The organism is Pseudoalteromonas sp. BMB (assembly GCF_001709235.1).
In the GTDB taxonomy this organism is placed as follows: Bacteria; Pseudomonadota; Gammaproteobacteria; order Enterobacterales; family Alteromonadaceae; genus Pseudoalteromonas; species Pseudoalteromonas maricaloris.
This window is the reverse complement of sequence record NZ_MBQA01000013.1, coordinates 152,023-171,077: the sequence shown is the minus strand read 5'-3', so window position 1 is coordinate 171,077 and position 19,055 is coordinate 152,023. Positions and strand designations below refer to the sequence as shown.

Sequence of the window (19,055 nt, the reverse complement as noted above, 5' to 3'; positions counted from 1 at the left end):
ACATTTGTTGCCGTAAAGAGTACAAAGGTAAATAACATGAATAACAATAAATTTAAATACACGGCGCTATCGACAGCGATAGTTTTAGCCCTATCAGCTTGTGGTGGCAGTGATAAAGATAATGCTAACACTGCGCAACAAGTTGACCGTTCACCTCAAGCTGGGGTGACTCAGCTAGAGAATGTGAAACACTGGCAGACCATTTCAGGTACAATTCAGGCTTCAGATCCTGATAGTGATAACCTTTCAATCGCAATATTTGATGGTGAAACTGAGATAACACCGGTAGACAATGTTTATACATTGCCACACGGTGTTTTAACGCTAAAGAGCATCTCTACGTTTGATTACTTACCGCTTACAGGCGAAGCAGCAACAATTAAGTATACCGTTACAGCCAAAGGTAAATCTGCAAATGGTAGCATTGAGATCCCTGCATCAATTACAGATCCGCTTGCATACCAACAGTGGCATTTAAGAAACACTGAACAGTCAGCATTCTCGCAAAGCGAAGCACTCGTAGAACAAATGGCCAAACGTAGACTGGGTAGTTCTGCATCAGAAGATGAGCTCAAAGCCGAAGAGCAAAAACTTAGAGATTCATTCGTAGGTAGCAAAATAGCAGGTAACGACCTAAATGTCGCAGAAGCACATGCATTAGGGATCACAGGTAAAGGCATCATTTCAGTAGTTGTTGACCACGGCACAAATATCGGCCATGAAGATTTGAGCGATAATGTACTTTCAGGTCGTTCAATTAACCTTCTTCCGAATGCAAGCGATCCTACCGATCCGACTATGACTGGATATTGGACTGAGCAAGAAGACAAAGACGGTAACATCGAAGAAGTATACGAAAAAAATGATATTGAAGCGCACGGCACCGCTGTTTCAGGGTTAATCGCAGCTAAGGGGTGGAATGGACTCGGCGGGCGAGGTGTGGCTCCGGATTCAAGCCTTATTAGTATTAACTACTTAGATTATCAACGCGGTGGCCTAATCGATTTAGCCATTATTCACGGCATGGATGGTAGCGGTATCCGTAAAGATGAAAATGTCTTATTTAACAGAAGCTATGGCTATAGCCCTGCCCATTTTTTACCAGAAAACGAAGTTAGAGAATCACTATTCGCCTATGCACCTTCGACTCTAAGAGACGGTAAAGGAGCCTTAAGTATCGTCGCTGCTGGGAACGAGTTTGTTAATGGTTCACATAATGGTGACTACTGTAAAAGAACGAATGTCGCCAGTATCGGATTAGGCTGTATTGATGTAAACGTTTCTCAAGCCAGCCGCTCGCCGCATAACTTAACAGTTGCAGCTGTTGCCGCAAATGGTAAGAAGTCGAGTTACTCTTCTGCTGGTAGTGCTCTATTTATTTCAGCGCCAGGTGGTGAATACGGGGCATTTGCTCCTGCGATGGTCACAACAGACGAGATGACATGCTTGGAAGGTTACTCAAGCTTTGCTGGAATAGAAGAGCTGTACAAGTATGGCTCGCAAGCATTTGTTGAGGGCTTTGCCAACTTCAATTACCCTGGCCATCCACAGAATGCAAACTGCAATTATACAAATACGATGAATGGTACTTCTTCAGCCGCTCCCAACACCTCTGGTGTGATTGCTTTGATACTCGAGGCCAATCCTGATCTGAGCGCAAGAGACATTCGCCATATTTTAGCTACGACTGCGGTCAAAAATGATCCAGAAAATAGTCAAGTTAAATTAGCAACACCAACCGGCGAATTCATTGCACATTTAGGTTGGGTGAAAAATGCTGCAGGTTACCATTTTAATAACTATTATGGGTTTGGCCTTGCGAATGCAGGCAAAGCAGTCAAAATGGCGATGAACTACAAGACTGACTTAGGAGCACAAATTTCCTCTGAGTGGATCGATGCTGGTAGTCAAATATTGGAAACCAAAATCGATGCTACTGGGTTTCCTGAGCTTGTCGTGCCAACAACCCCAAGTTTGGACCTTACGATCCCAGATAACGATGCACAAGGTGTTACGCATAATATCGTATTAGATGATGAAATGACGGTAGAGTCGATGCAGTTCCGCTTTACGATTTCAAACCCAGAAATGGCACTATATAGTAATTCAAGTATTCCTGGTGATACCGCGAGCTCCGCTGGTACTGATCTAGCACTTGAAGTAACTTCTCCATCGGGTACCAAGGCAATTGTACTTGCGTCTAAACATGCCCACTTAATGCCCGCAATCCTAGATGGTTACTATCGTTCAGGCTATGTGCAACTACCTTCAGTACACTTTTTAAGCAATGCATTTTATGGTGAGCAGGCAAAGGGGACTTGGACTGTAAGAGCTGTGGACACTGATAAGCCGGACCAAGTGAACTATTTAAATAAGGCTAATAAAGCAAGTATTGTATTTGCAAACTCAGAACCTTCGACTCTTGAGGGTTGGGGTTTAAGAGTTATCGGGCGTAAGTAAGAGGTAATTAAAATGAATGTAAAAAAACTATTTTTGGCTTCTGTCTCAGTAATTTCAATGAACACACTAGCAAACGTCATGACCTCTGAGCTTAAGCCATTAGAACTAAAAGCCGTTGATATAGCAACGTTGAAAAAAGTAAAAGATACCGCTGAAACCGCAGTTTTAACTAAAGAAGCAAGACTAAAGGCTCTACCAGCTGCGATTGCAGCACCCGAAAAGACAGTTAGAGTGCATCATGATATTGCCTATGTAAAATCAGCCTCGATACGCGAAGTTGGTTATTATAAAGGAGATGTACTTTCCGACAAGCAAGGAAACAAGCGGGTAGTTTCTGGCAATCTGGAAATTAAATATAATGGTGACCTACAAAGTATTGCAAACAAGTTCGATCTCATTATTTTACGAGACTTCGAAAATAAGATTGCTCTAGTTAAACCAAGATCAAATAATATTGAACTGAATAAGCTTGCACTGGAACTAAGCAAGTTAGAACAAGTTGCAGTTGCTGAGGTTGAGTTACTTGGCAGCTTAGAGCGAGCATTCTAAGCAAGACTGTTGCTACACTAAAAGAAGGCCAGCTCTGCAATAATTCAGAGCTGGCCTTGTTGTCTTTGACTACCACTAAATAAACGTAGTACTAGTATGATTTGTTGATAGTCAAATTAAGGTTGATATCTTATGAATTAGCTGAGAAGAATTTAGCTCAAATCTAAACTGACAGTCACCGATAGAAAAACGGTAACGGTAGTGTTTAGAAATCTGTGTCATTTCAGTAATATTAAGAAAAGGAATGACACATGACTCAATCTTTCAACTTCAACAAAGCATTAGCCGAACTTCAATCTGGTAAAGGTTTAACAGGCGAAGATGGTGTTTTAACGCCACTCATTAAACAGTTAACCGAAGCTGCTTTAAAAGCAGAGCTAGAACAACATTTAGGCTCTGATCCACAACCTAACCGCAAGAACGGCACAAGCAAGAAAACGATTAAATCATCCGTCGGTCAATTTGAGCTTGAAACGCCAAGAGATCGTACAGGCTCGTTTGAGCCTCAGTTGGTTAAGAAAAATTAAACCAAGCTAACGCCTGAAATTGACCAAAAAATCCTTTCCATGCTTGCTTTAGGCATGAGCTACCGGGATATTCGAGGCCACGTTCAGGAAATGTACAGCATTGAAATATCAGAAGCCACATAACAGGCGTAACTGACCAGCTAATACCAGAGCTTAAGGCTTAGCAATCACGAAGTCTTGATACCCTGTATCCGTTCATCTGGCTTGATGCTATTCACTATAAAATCAAAGAGAATGGCCGTTACGTTAGCAAGGCGGTTTACACCGTGCTTGGTATTAATATCGAAGGCCGTAAGGAAATTCATTGGAGAATCGGATAGACGTCGTCGACAATCCGTGATTACACTGGGCGCAACTCTTGACCATTCGTTATTTTTACTTGTTTGTAGTGCCAGATCCATTGAGCTGCAAACCTCTTTAATAGATTGGTTTCGGATGAGCCCCATCCAAATGACTAGCCAAACCGCTTGCTCGGCTGGCAATCTACGCCTTCGAATACTCGCTTTACTCGTTGCAAGTAAAGATTGTTCAATCCATTCAGGGTCTATAGCTTTGACTACAGACTCATAGTCACCACTTTCCTCAACAGATTCATAAACTAATTCAAGCTCTTCTGAAAGCATAAAAAATCCCCACTGATAATTCAGTGAGGATTATCTTATGATCCCGAGATCGTTCAAGTGATTCTTAAACGATCGGCATTACTCGCATAGTAGGGGGTTTTTATTTTAGCCGACTAACCATTTCGCCATAAAGACGATAACAGGTAAGGTAACAAGCGTTCTTAAAATAAATATTAGGAATAGCTCCCACAAGTTCACTGGGATTTTGCTACCAAGCAATAATGCCCCAACCTCAGACATGTAAATTAACTGGGTAACACTCATTGCAGCAACGATAAACCTGGTGGTATCGCTTTCAATAGAGCCTGCAGCAAGGATTGACGGAATAAACATATCAGCAAAGCCGACAACGATTGTCTGTGCTGCTTTTTCGGCTTCTGCCACATTGAGTAGCTCGAGGTAAGGAACGAAAGGTGTACCTAAATATTGAAATACAGGGGTGTATTCTGCGATGATCAGGGCAAAAGTACCAACTGCCATAACCACGGGAAGTACAGCAAATACCATATCTAACGCATTATGCAGGCCTTCTTCTAATGTACCTTTAAGCCCTGGTGCCGTTTTTGCCTTAGCAAGTGCAATATCCAAAGAGTGACCTAATAGGCCTTTTCCTTCTGGTACCGCTTCTGAATCCTGATTGTGATCACTACCGTCTACATAGATATCCTTTTTGAACCTTAGCGGTGGTAAGCGCGGCACTATGATCGCTGCAACAAAGCCAGCTGCACATACGGTGAGGTAAAAAGGAGCAAACAGGTGTTCGAGTTTAACTTGACCAATCACAACTAAACAGAAAGTAATGGAAACCGCAGAGAATGTGGTGCCGATGATAGCCGCTTCTCGTTGTGTATAGTGCTTATCCTCATATTGGCGAGCAGTCATCAAGATACCGACGCTACCGTCGCCAAGCCAAGAAGCAACACAGTTTACCGCGCTACGACCAGGCACACCGAATAGCGGGCGCATCACTTTGGTTAAGAGTGTACCAACCATCTCAAGTAGACCAAAGTTAAGTAGTAATGGCAGTAACAAGCCGGCAAGAATAAAGACAGAAAAGAGTACAGGTAACAAGTCATTTAGCACTAATGCTCCTGTGTTTTCTGAATGGATCGCTTCTGGACCAACACCATTGAAGGTAAGCACAATAAACACCATGCCGACTAGTCGGGTTATCAACCAAACCCAGCTAACGTCAAATAAGTGCTTTATTATGGTTATTTTTAATAGCGCTTGGGGTCTTAGGAGCTTCATCACCAAACTCATGATCCCGGTAATACATACTATTGCGACAATCATGTCTTTAATAAAAGGAGCGACTTGCGCTTGTAACCACTTCGCCATAACAGCGATTGGGATAGTCATTGCTTCCCCCACCGCCACTGGCGTCATAAATAAAAAGATACCAATCAATGACGGTACGATAAACGCAAACCACGTTTGTAAGGTGGAGCGTGGTGTCATAGTGCTCTCTGTCATTTTTTACTTCCACAAAAACAAAGAAAAGAGCCGAAGCTCTTTTCGTTTTTAAATTATTATATTTATTAGATTGTTAGACCTTTTTGCCTAAGCAAAGTGATCAAGGCTTGATGCAGATTATTCATGGTGTTTGCATCAAGTACGTTACCTTCGCTATCCTTCCAGGTAATTGAAGTACGCGTATCCTGCGCTTGAGCGATCTTTATCGTGTAATCACCATTGTCAATTGGCAACACAACCGCTTCTTCACCCCAAATAGAGTCCCAAACGCTGCTTTCAGGCGCTTCATAACGGACCAAAACTTCCTGCTTTTCTCTATCGACACGAACAACCGTAAAGTTACTTCTTTCTAGGAAGTTTGAGAAGCGATCAAGCACCGCTTCTTGACCTTTTTCTGTCAGTAGCGCCGAATCACCATTCTTGTCAAACCCAAGTTCAAGTGCCAGTACACCTTGGCGCTTACGCATTTCAACTTGCAGTAGACGATATTGATAGTCAAATTCTGAAACGACTTCGTTCAGTGCCCGAACTTCGAGGTGGTTTTTCTGAAGCGCAGTTAACTCACCATCGCCTTGATAATCTACCAATTCCGCTCGAATTGACGCCGTACGCTGATGTTCTTTTTGCTCTACAGTAAACTTAAACTTTTGCTTAGATGGCTCTGCCGCTTCTTCCCAAAACCAGCCGTCTTTAGGCTTAATCAGTGAATACCAAGTTGTGGTCACCGAACCTTGCGCCTTGTTATCGCTTTCAAGTCCGGCGTTATGCATCGCCACAACGCCATCCACAGCGCGCCAAATAAATGCCGGTAAATCTTCTATACCATCATTCTTATCAAAAAAGATCCTTGCAGCTTCTTCGCCCTGCTCTACCCAACTGCCTTGCGCAACTGTTAATACCTGTTGCGGTGCACGGTAACTTACCGGTTCAGCTGTATTTTCATATTGACCGACTGGCATTGCAAATTCTGGGTCTCGATAAGGCTGCGCTAAACCCTCAGGGGCTTTCACCGGTGCGTTTGCACGATAATTTCTTTCATGATGTGCATCATTTGTAAAAATACTACAGCCGCTTAGACTCACGGCAATTCCAAGAACCAGTGATTTTGGGATCCAATACTGCACTCATTTACTCCTTAGCAAACCCTATTATTATTCGAATCAAAGTTATGATTTAGGATTGCCGAATTGGTTCACACAAAGTTGCCAAAAATTGACAATCTCTGAATTAATAACGCTATGCTATCAAATATTCCACGTACTATATCGGGAACACGTATCTCATAGCCAAAATTTTGCCTTATGTTACTTGTCATACATTAGAAAAACAAGCAACCATGCCGTGCAACCCTAATTCTATTTTTTATTACAACGCGCTAGCGCTAAAACTCAGATATGGTAGTATTTCGCGTTAACTATTAACCTTGAGCGCATTACGTGAAATCAGAGGTTCCAAAATGACCATGCATGCAAACCATCAACTTGTCTTAACCGCAATAGGAGAAGACAGATCTGGTATTGTTGGCGAATTGACACAGCTTGTGAGTGACTGCAACTGTAATATTATCGACAGTCGTATCGCAATATTGGGAAATGAATTTACCTTTATTATGTTGCTAGCCGGTGACATGGCGTCTATTAGTCGTGTAGAACATACCTTACCAGCAAAAGGGATGGAACTCGGTCTCTTAACCATGATGAAACGCACGTCGAGCCATCAGCAAGGCGAATACAGTGCAGGTTATACTTTGGAATATGAAGGACTAGATACTCCCGGTACACTCAGCAAAGTAACGCGCTATTTTGCAGCACAAGGAGTGAATATTTGTTCACTAAAGTCAGATACTTTTGAGCAAGAAGACGAGCTACATATGCGCTGCGAGCTTGAGTTTAATATTCCAGTGGATGTGGATATTGATAACTTTAAAGTTCAGTTCGAAGATCTTTCACACTCCTTAAACGTAGACTATATATTCAGACGCATTCGCTAAGGATTTACTATGAATACTTTGAAAGTTGGTGATAAAGCACCATTATTCTCACTGCAAAACCAAAACGACGAGACCGTTGAGCTTGCTACTTTATTAAAGTCACATCAAGTTTTAGTCTATTTTTATCCTAAAGCATTGACCCCAGGCTGTACCGTTCAAGCTGAAAATCTGCGTGACCACAAAGCTGAACTGGCTGAATTAAACACCGTAGCCGTTGGCATTAGTCCAGATCCTGTGAAAAAGTTAAAGAACTTTGAAAACAAAAAAGAACTCAACTTTGACTTACTCTCGGATGAAGACCACGCGGTAGCCGATGAGTTTGGTGTGTGGGGATTAAAGAAATTTATGGGTAAAGAATATGACGGCATTCATCGCCTATCTTTCTTAGTCGGTCAAGACGGCACCATCAAGCACGTGTTCAATAAGTTTAAAACCAAAGATCACCATGAAGTCGTGATTAACCACTTAAAAGAACACGCTTAAAGTGACCCCTTAAACCGTATTTACGTATCTTTAAGAAATAAAAAACGGAGCAAATGCTCCGTTTTTTATTCGCTTCAACCGACTTTAATCAAGCGCTTTTTCTACTTTATCAAATAGCGTAGTGATTTCTTTACTTGGCTCCTTGGTCAGTAGGCTGACAGCAAAGATAGCGATAGTCGCAACAATAAACCCTGGAACAATTTCATATAATGTCGCGCTAAGCGGCTCACCATTATAAGTAAACGGACCATAGATCCATACCAGCACAGTCACAGCGCCAGATACCATACCAGCAAGTGCGCCAGCAAAGTTCATGCGAGACCAGAATAAGCTTATCAGCACCAGTGGGCCAAATGCTGCACCAAAACCAGCCCAAGCATTGCTTACAAGATCAAGAATCGAGCTATCTCTGTCATACGCAAGATAAATTGCAGCAAGCGCTACAACCAACACACTAGTACGACCAACAAGCACCAGCTCTTTATCCGAAGCATTCTTATTCAAAAATATCTTATAAAAGTCTTCAGTTAACGAACTTGAACTCACTAACAATTGCGAAGAAATGGTACTCATAATTGCGGCAAGAATAGCTGCAAGTAAAAAACCTGCAATCAATGGATGGAACAATAACTGAGATAAAATCAAGAAAATGGTCTCGGCGTCATCCACAACAAGCCCATGTTCATGTGCGTAAGCTGCACCAAACAAACCAGTGCCCACAGCACCGAGCGCTGCGACTATCATCCAGCTCATCCCTATGCGACGCGCTGTCGGCATGTCTTTCACACTTCGAACAGACATAAAGCGCACGATAATATGAGGTTGACCAAAGTAGCCAAGACCCCAAGACATTGCTGAAATAATACCTATTGCACCAGCCGAACCAACCCACGTTAACATCGTTGGGTTTAACTCATTTAGTGTTTGAGATAGCGGATTATCGAGCAATGAGAAGGTAACTAAAGGCACTAAAATCAAAGCGATAAACATAATACAACCTTGTACAAAGTCGGTCAGACTTACCGCTAAAAAGCCGCCAAATAAAGTATAAAGCACAACAACGCCGGTGGTGATGTATAAACCACTCTCATAGCTCATGCCAAATGAACTTTCAAACAGCTTACCACCAGCAACCACACCAGAGGAGGTATATAGGGTGAAGAAAACAATGATCACTAACGCTGAGACTATTCTTAACGCGTTTCCTCTATCTTCAAAACGATTTGCAAAATAGTCTGGAATGGTTATCGCATCATTTGCATACTCTGTGTAAACACGCAGGCGTGGTGCAACCAATAAATAGTTAAGCCAAGCACCAATCACAAGACCTATTGCAATCCATGTACTGCTAAAACCATACAGGAACATGGCACCCGGCAGACCCATTAAGATCCAACCACTCATGTCGGATGCGCCCGCTGAAAGCGCCGCTACACTTGGTGGTAAGCTACGACCGCCCAACATGTAGCCTGACACATCACTGGTCGACTTTTTATATGCGTATAACCCAATTCCCAACATCGCAATAAAATACAGTGCGAGAGAGATTATCGTACCTATCTCCAAATTAGCCTCCTAATTGTTAGTTGGGCTCTTCTCCAAATGTGAGCTTTTTCTATCACTTAATTATTCGATTTCTAACTCACTTTGAATAAAAGCCAAAAACATAAAGAACCCACTATAACACGCACAAACCATACACCCAACCACCTGCGACCATTGATCAAAACTGTATTTTATTCGTACCTAATTCAACTGGTTAATTATCATTCAGCCTATGTTCCGTATTTACCCATATTCTGTAAACTCAATTTCCCAACGTGACCTGATTGCACTTTTACCTTATATTAAAGCCAATAGCATTTTGTTTGGACGGTAGTATCTATGTACTTTTACGCGGCTCGTCAGCCAATTTTTGATGTCCAAAGGGAATTGATTGGATACGAACTTTTATTTCGTGATGGCCTAAATAATGTATTTCCCGAAATTGACGGTGATGAAGCAACAAGTCGCTTGGTTGAAGGCAGCCAGTTTACCTTTGGTCTTGATGACCTCACAAATCAACGCCCTGCTTACATTAACTTCACCCTAGAGACGCTGGCAAAAGGCTATGTGCAAATGTTGGCGCCAGAACAAGTCGTCGTCGAAATATTAGAAACGGTACAACCGGGGAAAAGACTCTTAGCGTGTGTAAAAGAGCTTAAAGAGCAAGGCTATACGCTTGCACTTGACGATTACCATCACCAAAATGTATGGCGCCATTTTTTTCCCTATATTGACCAGATAAAAGTCGATTTGTTGGCAACTAACCTAGAGCAAATCCATACCATTAAAACCGCGATACAGGATTTCCCCAATATTGATTTAGTGGCAGAAAAAGTAGAAACCTACGAACAGTTTGAACTCGCCAAGTCGCTTGGATTCAAATATTTTCAAGGCTTCTTTTTTGCCAAACCCGAAATGGTCAAAACCAAAGCGTTGGCTCCTTCGGAATTAGCCATGGCTGAATTGCTTTATGAGACTTCAAGCGTTGAGCCCGACCTTGCTAGGATCACACAGGTCTTTGAACGTGATGTAAACCTAAGCTACAAACTTCTTCGTTATGCAAATAGTGCTGTATTTAAACGCCGAGCAGAAATATCAACGATTAAACAAGCCTTGGTTGTACTCGGTAGTGAAGAGCTTAAGCGTCTGATCTCATTATTATTTGCTTCACAGCTTAATACTGAAAAGCCCAAAGAACTACTTTCACTCTCTTTATTGCGCGCACACTTTATGGAAGCAATAGCAACCAAGGCCAATAAGATCTCTGATACTGGAAGTACATTTTTGGTTGGCATGATGTCACTGATGGACGCCATTCTCGATGACGATATGGCCAGTTTATTGACGAAATTACCCTTATCTCAAGAAATTAAATCAACCCTACTGAAAAAACCGAGTGCTTTTGGTATTTATCTGGACCTTGCCGAATCTATGGAAAAGGGTGACTGGGAGAGTGTTGAAACCATATCAAAATCTCTTGGCGTAACCAGCCAAAATATCGCCGAGCTATATCAAAAGTCGCAAGTTTGGAGTGACACTCAAATAAAAGCGATAGAGTAACCTGTCAAAGGATGCGACAATCTGTCGCATCCCGCTAAGCACCTGATAGCGATAAAATAAGTGCACTAAAACAACTTCAAAGTGAACTTATGAAACGCACCCTACTCTCTCTTGCTATTGTTTCCTTATCCCCCATCACCAATGCTGATGAAATCGAAAAAATCGTTGTTATTGCACCGATGCAAACACCAATTACGCTAACAACGGATACCAAAGCAGTACGCCAACCACTACCAGCACAAGATGGTGCGGATTTACTCTCTTCAATTGCGGGGTTCTCACTCATTAAAAAAGGCGGCGCAAGTGCTGACCCTGTGTTTCGTGGCATGGCAGGCTCTAGAATTGCCATTATCGCCAATAATGGGCAAACGCTTGGTGGTTGCGGTAGCCGCATGGACCCACCTACAGCATATATTACGCCACAATCCTACGACACCTTAAAAGTCATCAAAGGCCCACAAACCGTGTTGTATGGTCCAGGCAACAGTGCTGCGACTGTGGTGTTTGAACGTGAAAATGAACGCCTAGCTAAATCTGAAGTGATTGGCTTTACCAATGCGGTGCTTTCGAGCCAAGGCCGCCACAGTGTTAACAGTGATATCAAGGCTGGTAATGAACGCGGATACGCTCGGATCGCAGCAAATTACAGTGATGCAGATGATTATGAAGATGGTAATGGCACCAAAGTTCACTCAGCGTATGAACGCTGGAATATAGACACAGAGTTTGCCTATACCCCAAGCGATGACGCCTTTTACTCTATCACTTACGGGGTAAGCGATGGTGAAGTTGCCTATGCCGACCGCATGATGGATGGCAGCCTCTTCGACCGAGAAAATATCGGCCTGAATATCAAATTATCTTCCCTTTCATCACTGATTGAAGAGTTAACATTCAACGCATACTATAACTACGTTGACCACATCATGGACAATCATAGCTTACGTCCTTTTGTTGCTAACATGATGATGAAAACCCCAACCTCCTCCAACCCTGACCGTAAAACTTATGGCGCAAAGCTTACGTTGACTTCTGAAATCAATGCCCAACATTCTTTTATTTACGGTGTCGATTATCAAGCAAATGAGCACCGCAATCGAGTCAGCCGAGATCAATTCAACAATCCGGTAGAAACGATGCCTCGCCAAATAGATGCTGAATTTAGACAACTCGGTGTATTTGCCGAGTTCGAATATCAATTGAGTCAAACTAGCCAATGGGTTAGCGGATTGCGCATTGATGATTGGCAAAGTGAAGATCATCGCACCATGATAAGCGCAATGATGTCAATGAAACCAAACCCAACCGCCCTACAAACAAGAGACGATACGTTATTCAGTGGATTTAGCCGCTATCAAGCACAATCTAAAAACAGTAGCTATTTTGTCGGCTTCGGCGTTACAGAGCGCTTTCCCGATTACTGGGAAGTAGTCGGTGGTAGCCGAGGAAGTGAAACGTCTATTTCTGCCTTTAATGTCGATCCTGAAAAAACCGTGCAATTAGATGCTGGATTGGTAAAGCAGTTCAAAGACATTAACGTCAACTTCTCAGTGTTCTATAACCAAATTGACGACTATTTATTAATCGACAATATGTTTGAAAAGATGAATATGATGTCAAAAGTGACCAGAAATATTGACGCGGAAACCTTCGGTTTTGAGGGTGAAGTAATGTGGCAAGCGAGCAAAGCGCTGCAACTCACCGGTAGTATCAACTACGTAAAGGGTAATAACCTTACTGACAATCTCGCATTGGCTCAGCAACCGCCCCTACAACTGCGTATTGCAAGCAATTACCAATTAAGCGATAAGTGGCAACTAGGCGGATTGGTAAGATTAGTACAACATCAGCACAGAGTGGCGATTGGACAAGGGAATATTGCAGGGCAGGACGTCACTGCGACGGCAGGGTTTGGTACGCTTTCACTCAATACCAATTATCAATATAGCGATGCAATACAGCTCAGTGCAGGAGTAGATAATGTGCTCGATAAAACCTATGCTGAGCATTTAAGTCGTTCAGGGGCCGCAGTAAGTGGCTTTGACCAAATTGATCGAGTCAATGAGCCGGGACGGACGCTCTGGGCAAATCTTAACTGGCGCTTTTAACCGTATACTTAGATAACCAAAAGGTCGGCGATTGCCGACCTTATTTTTACAAGTTCTCTAAAAAGTTCTCGTCAAAATCATCCGGCTCTTCTTCCATTGGCGGGTTGCCATCGAATAGCTCGTACAATTGACGTTGATAATAGACATCCTTTAAGAAAGTGTATGGATCAAGCGACTCATTTAGCAGCTTTTCTTGTGACATCAAAGCCGCTCTTGCTTCAACCGCACGCAGTGCAAACACTAATACTGTTTGTGGCGTAGTGAGTGCAATTTCTGGCAAGACAAAGTTATCGACTACATCACCCGTTAAGTTTCTCGCGGTCGTCGGTCCCATACCAGGGATCATAATATACGCACCATCGCCAACGCCCCACACACCAAGGGTTTGGCCAAAATCTTCATCTTTAAGCTCAAGCCCAAGTGTTTTCGCAACATCAAACAAGCCAAAAATACCGACCGTAGAATTAACTAAAAAGCGAGCAACATTGATTGCCATATGATCAGGCTTACCCTGTAGTGCTGCGTTTACTGCATCGGTCGGTGCGGCGATGTTGGTGGTGAAATTAACCACACTACTGCGTACAGGAGCGGGAGTCACCGCAACATATCCTTTAGCAACAGGCCGTAAGATATAGGCGTCCAACACATCCATATTGAAGTCATAAAGTGGACGGTTAAGTGATTGAAATGGATCTCGTGGATCCTTTTTCTCTTCGGGTACTTGCGCACAACCGACAACGGTCAGCGCAAGTAAACCTGTGAGCACAGCTTTAAGCATTTATTTCCCTGTATTTGTTAAGACACGACTAATCTCGACAGTGAGCTGATTTTCGCCTTGTTGAAGTTCAATTACGCTTGAAGCACCCTCTAGTTCTCCATCTGAAGGCATTACTGAACCATCATTAGAAACACGAGCGGTGACCGTAACTTGAGAAAATTTCGACAAGGTTAATTCAGGCATCATTGCCATACTATCATCTAGGTTTACCGTCATTGGCAAGTTAAAGTTTGTAATTTTGGCGACCGCCAATGGCATGGCTGGGCCTTCAGCCGCTTTTGCAAAAACGAACAAAGTACTGTCCTTTGGAATCTTGTTCTGTAACTCTGCCGAAATGGTTACAGTAGCGACAATACCAGCTTTTACAGCTACTGGATCATCTGTTTGTTGACCTAACTTTTGCTCGATTTCAGCAATCCGCCCTGCGATCATCTCATAACGCGGATCATCTTTGGTTAATTGTGACAACAAGACTTCAAAAGCGGCTTTTGACTCTTTCCAATCTTGACGTTCATAGGCAATTAACGCCAGCAAGCTAATCGCATCAATATTCGTTGGATCATTCTTGAGCACTTTTGACAACATTCTGGCCGCGCGATTCATACTTGGCTCTGAGCCCTCTATCAATAATGCTTGGCTATAATTCACCAGAACATTATTGTTATTAGGTTGCATCACGAGTGCTTTATCAAATGCCTGCATCGCCATCTCAAAGTCACTAAGTGACATTGCAACACGACCAAGTAACATCCATGCAACTGCATCGTCGCCAGCGGTTGCTAGTTTAGTTCTTAGCCCCAGCGCAAATGCTTGTAGCTCGTTGGCATTTAGCGGCTCTCCAGATTGCATTACTGCACGCTCACCATACTCAGGTAACTTTTCAACGGCTTCATGCCAGCTCGCTATTTGCCTGTGGCTACCCGTGTAGTAATAAAAGACACCTGTCACCAACACCATAAAAGCAATACCCGTCAGCGCCAACACACGGTTGTCACCACGACTCGTCAATGATTGTTCAGGCGATAACTCATTCAATAAGCGACGCTTGAGTTCAACCACAGATTCATTATAACTGTCTTTTTCGATACGCTGATTAGCAAGCTCTTCTTTTAACTCTTCCAAACGCTGATGGAAAATATCGATACGCTCGGCATTCGCATCATGATCAACCGTGATGCGTCTTTCTTTTTTAATAAACGGAAAAACCACAAAGAGACCGGCAAATACGCCCAGCAGAAGAAACAAAAACCACATTTGGGTTAAATCTGTCGAGAATTCGCTCACTGCTCACGCTCCTGACGTTGATATTGATTAATGAGCTCTGTCAGCTTTTGTTCGTCCGCTACATTCCAATCTTGCTTTTTCGCAGCGCGTTTTTGACGAAATACAATAAAGCCGAAGCCTAAAATAATGATTGCCACTGGCAGTACCCAAAGTACGATCGTTGCAGGCGTAACAGGTGGTTGATAATGAACGAAATAGCCATAGCGGTCGATCATATAATCAATGACCTCTTGCTTAGACTGACCTTCATTAACCAAAGCGATGACTTTGTCACGCAGATCTTTGGCTACGACGGCATCTGAATCTGCAATGTTTTGGTTCTGGCATTTCGGGCAGCGTAGCTCATGAGTCAGCTCTCGGAAAGTTTGCTCACGTTCAGCTGTAGCAAAGTTATATTTGTCTTCCGTTGCTTGTGCCGCTGCGGTAATCATCATTAAAAGCAAAACAATTACATATTTCATTGCGCCAACTCCTGATAGATTGCCGCAAACTTAGTGCGCCAAACGCGTTCATTGATGTCGCCAGTATGATGCAACAAAATCTTACCTTGCTTATCTACCAAAAAAGTCTCTGGCGCGCCCGAAACCCCTAAGTCCAACGCTAATGTACGCTCCAAATCGAGAATATTAAATTGGTATGGGTTACCGGCACGACTCAGCATATTATTGACATCTTGTCTTAGAGCATTGATATCAAACTGGTCACCAAAATCAGGATCATAAGCCTGCTCGTAATACAGACCTATTATTTTCACGCCGCGCTCTCTAAGCTCAGTTAAATAACCCAGCTCAGCGATACACGTTGGGCACCAAGTGCCCCATACGTTCATCAAGTAGACTTCACCCTTAAGCGAGTCGGCGGTCCAGGTTTTATCACTATCCATTAGATCGGGTAATGAAAACTCAGGCATAGTGTGTCCTAAACGGCCGGTCTGGATCTCTCTAGGATTACCAAATAGTCCTTGGTACAAAAACACACACAGGAAAATAAATATCAAAAAAGGCACTAAACCTAATAACTTGCGGTTCATGTTAAGCCTCCACTTGGGATGATTTTTTCACGCGGCTGCGGTAGCGTTTATCCGCAAGCACAATGAAGCCGGCAAAAGAGATAAGTAGCCCACCTAGCCACATCCAGCGTACGTATGGTTTGTGATAGATCCTAAGCGACCACGCGCCTGCAGAAAGCGGCTCGCCGAGTGCTAGATATAAATCACGGAAGAAACCATCATCAATAGCGGCTTCGGTCATAAACTGCATCCCTACATCATAACGGCGTTTTTCTGCATGCAGCTCGGTGACTTTTTTACTATTTTTGAATACCGTCACTACGCCAGCATGACCACCGTAGTTCGGGCCTCGAATTTCTTTTACGCCATCAAAGCGATATTCGTACTCGTTTAGCATCGCCGTTTCACCGGGTTTCATGCTCACGGAGCGCTCAACTGAGTATGCTGAAGTTAACGTCACCGACGCAATAACAAAGGCAATACCAACGTGCCCCAGTACCATTGCCCAATAGCTCAATCCTAGCTTTTTAAAGCCGATCGCAACACTTGGGTGAACAGTCACTTTATTAAATAAGTCAGCAGCAGTAGCCACACTTATCCACACAGCCAACGCTGTCGCAACAAATGTCAGAGGTGCCACCACTTCATAGCTCGAATACAACCACGTCGCCGTGAGCACTAAACTCACCGCAATCAATACAGCCCATTTTTTCACTAGTGGCGGCATTTTATTTTGTTTCCAGCGCAGCATAGGTGCTAAACCTAGCAAAATCGCGAATGGCACGATTAATATCGCAAACATTTGGTTAAAGAAAGGCACGCCAATAGAAATAGAGCCTAAGCCCAGCTCTTTGTGGATCATAGGCAATAACGTGCCTAACAATACAATCAAGGTCGCAACCACTAAGAAGATATTGTTGATCCACAGCGCCACTTCACGCGAAATGAATTGATAGCGCCCCTCACTATATACTTGAGCAACGCGCATTGCGTAAAGCGCTAAGCTGCCACCCACAACCACAGCTAAGAATGACAGAATGTATAAACCACGGTCAGGATCGGTTGCAAACGCATGCACCGATACGATAATGCCTGAGCGAACGATAAAGGTACCAAGTAAACATAAACTAAACGCGGTGATAGCAAGTAGTACGGTCCAAGACTTAAACACACCACGCTTTTCTGTTACTGCGAGTGAATGCAATAAAGCGGTTGCAACAAGCCAAGGCATCAGTGAAGCGTTTTCCACCGGATCCCAGAACCACCAACCGCCCCAGCCAAGCTCTGAGTACGCCCACCAACTACCAATTGTAATGCCAAGAGTAAGAAAGCCCCATGCGGCCATTGTCCAAGGACGAGACCATTTAGCCCAAGTATTATCAAGTTTACCGGTTAAAAGCGCAGCAATTGCAAAAGAGAAAGACACTGATAAGCCAACATAACCCATATAAAGGAGTGGCGGGTGAATGATCATTCCAGGGTCTTGCAATAATGGATTTAAATCACGCCCTTCAACAGGGAAGTAAGGAAGCAAACGCTCAAACGGGCTCGACATCCACAGGGTATAGAGCATAAAGCCCACACCTAAAAAGCCAAGTACGCCTAACACACGCGCTCGCAAAACCCACGGTAGCGACTTTGACATCACTGCAACCAGCATGGTCCACATGGATTGCATTACCAACCACAGTAAAATTGCGCCTTCATGTCCACCCCACGTTGAGGTGATTTTATAATACCAAGGCAAAGTACTGCTCGAATGATGTGCCACATACGCAACCGTAAAGTCATCCATTAACGTGATGTAGATCAGTACCATAAATGAGAATACCACAAGAATACACTGACCAACGGCCAGTGAAGGAGCGGCTTTCATCAGCCTCAAATTACCCGTATAAGCACCCCACAATGGGAAAATACACAGTAATAAGCTCAATGCCATCGCCAGAACTAAGGCGAAGTAACCTATTTCTGGGACCATCTTAGTTCTCGCTGTTTAAATTATATTTTGGCTTTTCGTGCTTAATGCCTTTCACGGCTTCCGCCACTTCTGATGGCATATACTCTTCATCATGCTTGGCAAGCACTTCAAACGCTTCAACTACATTAGACTCAACTAATGTCCCTTGTGCTACGATACCTTGGCCTTCACGGAATAGATCAGGAAGAATGCCTTTATAACGAATAGTAACCATAGGACCGGTGTCGATAAGTTTAAATGACACATCTAAGGACGTTTCATCACGCACCACTGAACCAGGCACAACCATACCGCCAATGCGCAGTTTCTGACCAATTTGCGGTATTTCTTTTAACTCACCTTTACCTTCAACAAGCTCGCTCGGCGTGTAAAACAAATTAATATTTTCTTGTAGTGCGTAAAGCGTAAGCCCGACCGCTGCGCCAATACCAAAGATAACGGCAACAACGGTGAATAATCTCTTTTTGCGTCTAGGATTCATGCTTGCGACTCCTCTTTTGCTTTTTTAATGCGTGCTTCTCTTGCCATTTGCGCTTTAACTGCTTGCTTTAGCGCCTTACCATCCAAGATAGAGCCGACTAAAATACCAGCCAGTATTAATGCACATGAGCCGAATGAGAGCCAAACATAAAAGCCATAGCCACCCATGGCTAAAAATTCACTGAAGGATTCAAACTGCATG

At 43.3% G+C, this 19,055-nt stretch carries 16 protein-coding genes and 2 pseudogenes; 7 read left to right on the top strand and 11 right to left on the bottom strand.

The window, feature by feature from the left end:
- Nucleotides 1-36: 36 nt before the first annotated feature.
- From BB427_RS02035 to BB427_RS24070, 3 genes and pseudogenes are all read left to right on the top strand, one after another.
- Nucleotides 37-2,460, top strand: a complete 2,424-nt coding sequence (locus tag BB427_RS02035; RefSeq protein ID WP_069018779.1) for a S8 family serine peptidase — start codon at nt 37-39, stop codon at nt 2,458-2,460.
- A gap of 12 nt (nt 2,461-2,472) precedes the next feature.
- Entirely contained in the window at nt 2,473-3,009 is a 537-nt protein-coding gene (locus tag BB427_RS02030) for a hypothetical protein (protein WP_069018778.1), read from the top strand.
- 251 nt (nt 3,010-3,260) lie between these two features.
- Nucleotides 3,261-3,838: pseudogene (locus BB427_RS24070) on the top strand (transposase); the annotation flags it as partial.
- On the opposite strand, the pseudogene BB427_RS24670 reads toward BB427_RS24070, so the two are convergent.
- The 3 genes and pseudogenes from BB427_RS24670 to bamC all read right to left on the bottom strand — a co-directional run.
- A pseudogene (locus BB427_RS24670) lies at nt 3,839-4,159 on the bottom strand (transposase domain-containing protein); the annotation flags it as partial.
- A 105-nt stretch (nt 4,160-4,264) separates the two neighbouring features.
- Nucleotides 4,265-5,635, bottom strand: a complete 1,371-nt coding sequence (locus BB427_RS02020; protein WP_045990485.1) for a YjiH family protein — start codon at nt 5,633-5,635, stop codon at nt 4,265-4,267.
- Nucleotides 5,636-5,700: 65 nt separating this feature from the next.
- Nucleotides 5,701-6,759 carry an outer membrane protein assembly factor BamC gene (gene bamC / locus BB427_RS02015; RefSeq protein ID WP_045990484.1) on the bottom strand — a complete coding sequence of 353 codons (1,059 nt, stop codon included), beginning with the start codon at nt 6,757-6,759 and terminating at the stop codon, nt 5,701-5,703.
- Nucleotides 6,760-7,091: 332 nt separating this feature from the next.
- Here bamC and BB427_RS02010 point away from each other — a divergent pair, with 332 nt between their 5' ends.
- Together BB427_RS02010 and bcp are read left to right on the top strand one after the other, a co-directional pair.
- Nucleotides 7,092-7,625, top strand: a complete 534-nt coding sequence (locus tag BB427_RS02010; RefSeq protein WP_010369065.1) for a glycine cleavage system protein R — start codon at nt 7,092-7,094, stop codon at nt 7,623-7,625.
- A gap of 9 nt (nt 7,626-7,634) precedes the next feature.
- The gene (bcp, locus tag BB427_RS02005) at nt 7,635-8,108 is read left to right on the top strand and encodes a thioredoxin-dependent thiol peroxidase (RefSeq protein ID WP_069018777.1); all 474 of its coding nucleotides are present in this window, start codon (nt 7,635-7,637) and stop codon (nt 8,106-8,108) included.
- An 84-nt stretch (nt 8,109-8,192) separates the two neighbouring features.
- On the opposite strand, the gene putP is transcribed toward bcp, so the two are convergent.
- Entirely contained in the window at nt 8,193-9,674 is a 1,482-nt protein-coding gene (putP, locus tag BB427_RS02000) for a sodium/proline symporter PutP (RefSeq protein WP_069018776.1), read from the bottom strand.
- A 318-nt stretch (nt 9,675-9,992) separates the two neighbouring features.
- On the opposite strand from putP, the gene BB427_RS01995 reads away from it, so the two are divergent.
- Together BB427_RS01995 and BB427_RS01990 are read left to right on the top strand one after the other, a co-directional pair.
- A complete protein-coding gene (locus BB427_RS01995) occupies nt 9,993-11,213 on the top strand; it encodes an EAL and HDOD domain-containing protein (protein WP_069018775.1) in 1,221 nt (406 codons plus the stop codon).
- 89 nt (nt 11,214-11,302) lie between these two features.
- Complete coding sequence (locus tag BB427_RS01990; protein WP_069018774.1) at nt 11,303-13,321, top strand: TonB-dependent copper receptor; 2,019 nt, start codon at nt 11,303-11,305, stop codon at nt 13,319-13,321.
- A 46-nt stretch (nt 13,322-13,367) separates the two neighbouring features.
- Here BB427_RS01990 and BB427_RS01985 read toward each other — a convergent pair whose 3' ends face one another.
- Genes BB427_RS01985 through ccmD form a run of 7 tightly spaced genes read right to left on the bottom strand, consistent with a single transcriptional unit; the run spans nt 13,368 to nt 19,054 of the window.
- The gene (locus tag BB427_RS01985) at nt 13,368-14,099 is read right to left on the bottom strand and encodes an MlaA family lipoprotein (protein ID WP_039492483.1); all 732 of its coding nucleotides are present in this window, start codon (nt 14,097-14,099) and stop codon (nt 13,368-13,370) included.
- Complete coding sequence (gene ccmI / locus BB427_RS01980) at nt 14,100-15,353, bottom strand: c-type cytochrome biogenesis protein CcmI (protein WP_441295579.1); 1,254 nt, start codon at nt 15,351-15,353, stop codon at nt 14,100-14,102.
- A 26-nt stretch (nt 15,354-15,379) separates the two neighbouring features.
- Nucleotides 15,380-15,844 carry a cytochrome c-type biogenesis protein gene (locus BB427_RS01975; protein ID WP_069018772.1) on the bottom strand — a complete coding sequence of 155 codons (465 nt, stop codon included), beginning with the start codon at nt 15,842-15,844 and terminating at the stop codon, nt 15,380-15,382.
- On the bottom strand, nt 15,841-16,413 hold the full coding sequence (locus BB427_RS01970) for a redoxin family protein (RefSeq protein WP_069018771.1): 573 nt from the start codon (nt 16,411-16,413) through the stop codon (nt 15,841-15,843). Before BB427_RS01970 ends, BB427_RS01975 begins: the two co-directional genes overlap by 4 nt.
- Before the next feature lies 1 nt (nt 16,414).
- The gene (locus BB427_RS01965; RefSeq protein ID WP_069018770.1) at nt 16,415-18,373 is read right to left on the bottom strand and encodes a heme lyase CcmF/NrfE family subunit; all 1,959 of its coding nucleotides are present in this window, start codon (nt 18,371-18,373) and stop codon (nt 16,415-16,417) included.
- A 1-nt stretch (nt 18,374) separates the two neighbouring features.
- Nucleotides 18,375-18,854 carry a cytochrome c maturation protein CcmE gene (gene ccmE, locus BB427_RS01960; RefSeq protein ID WP_010369083.1) on the bottom strand — a complete coding sequence of 160 codons (480 nt, stop codon included), beginning with the start codon at nt 18,852-18,854 and terminating at the stop codon, nt 18,375-18,377.
- Nucleotides 18,851-19,054 carry a heme exporter protein CcmD gene (gene ccmD / locus BB427_RS01955; protein WP_039492491.1) on the bottom strand — a complete coding sequence of 68 codons (204 nt, stop codon included), beginning with the start codon at nt 19,052-19,054 and terminating at the stop codon, nt 18,851-18,853. Before ccmD ends, ccmE begins: the two co-directional genes overlap by 4 nt.
- Nucleotide 19,055 lies beyond the last annotated feature (1 nt).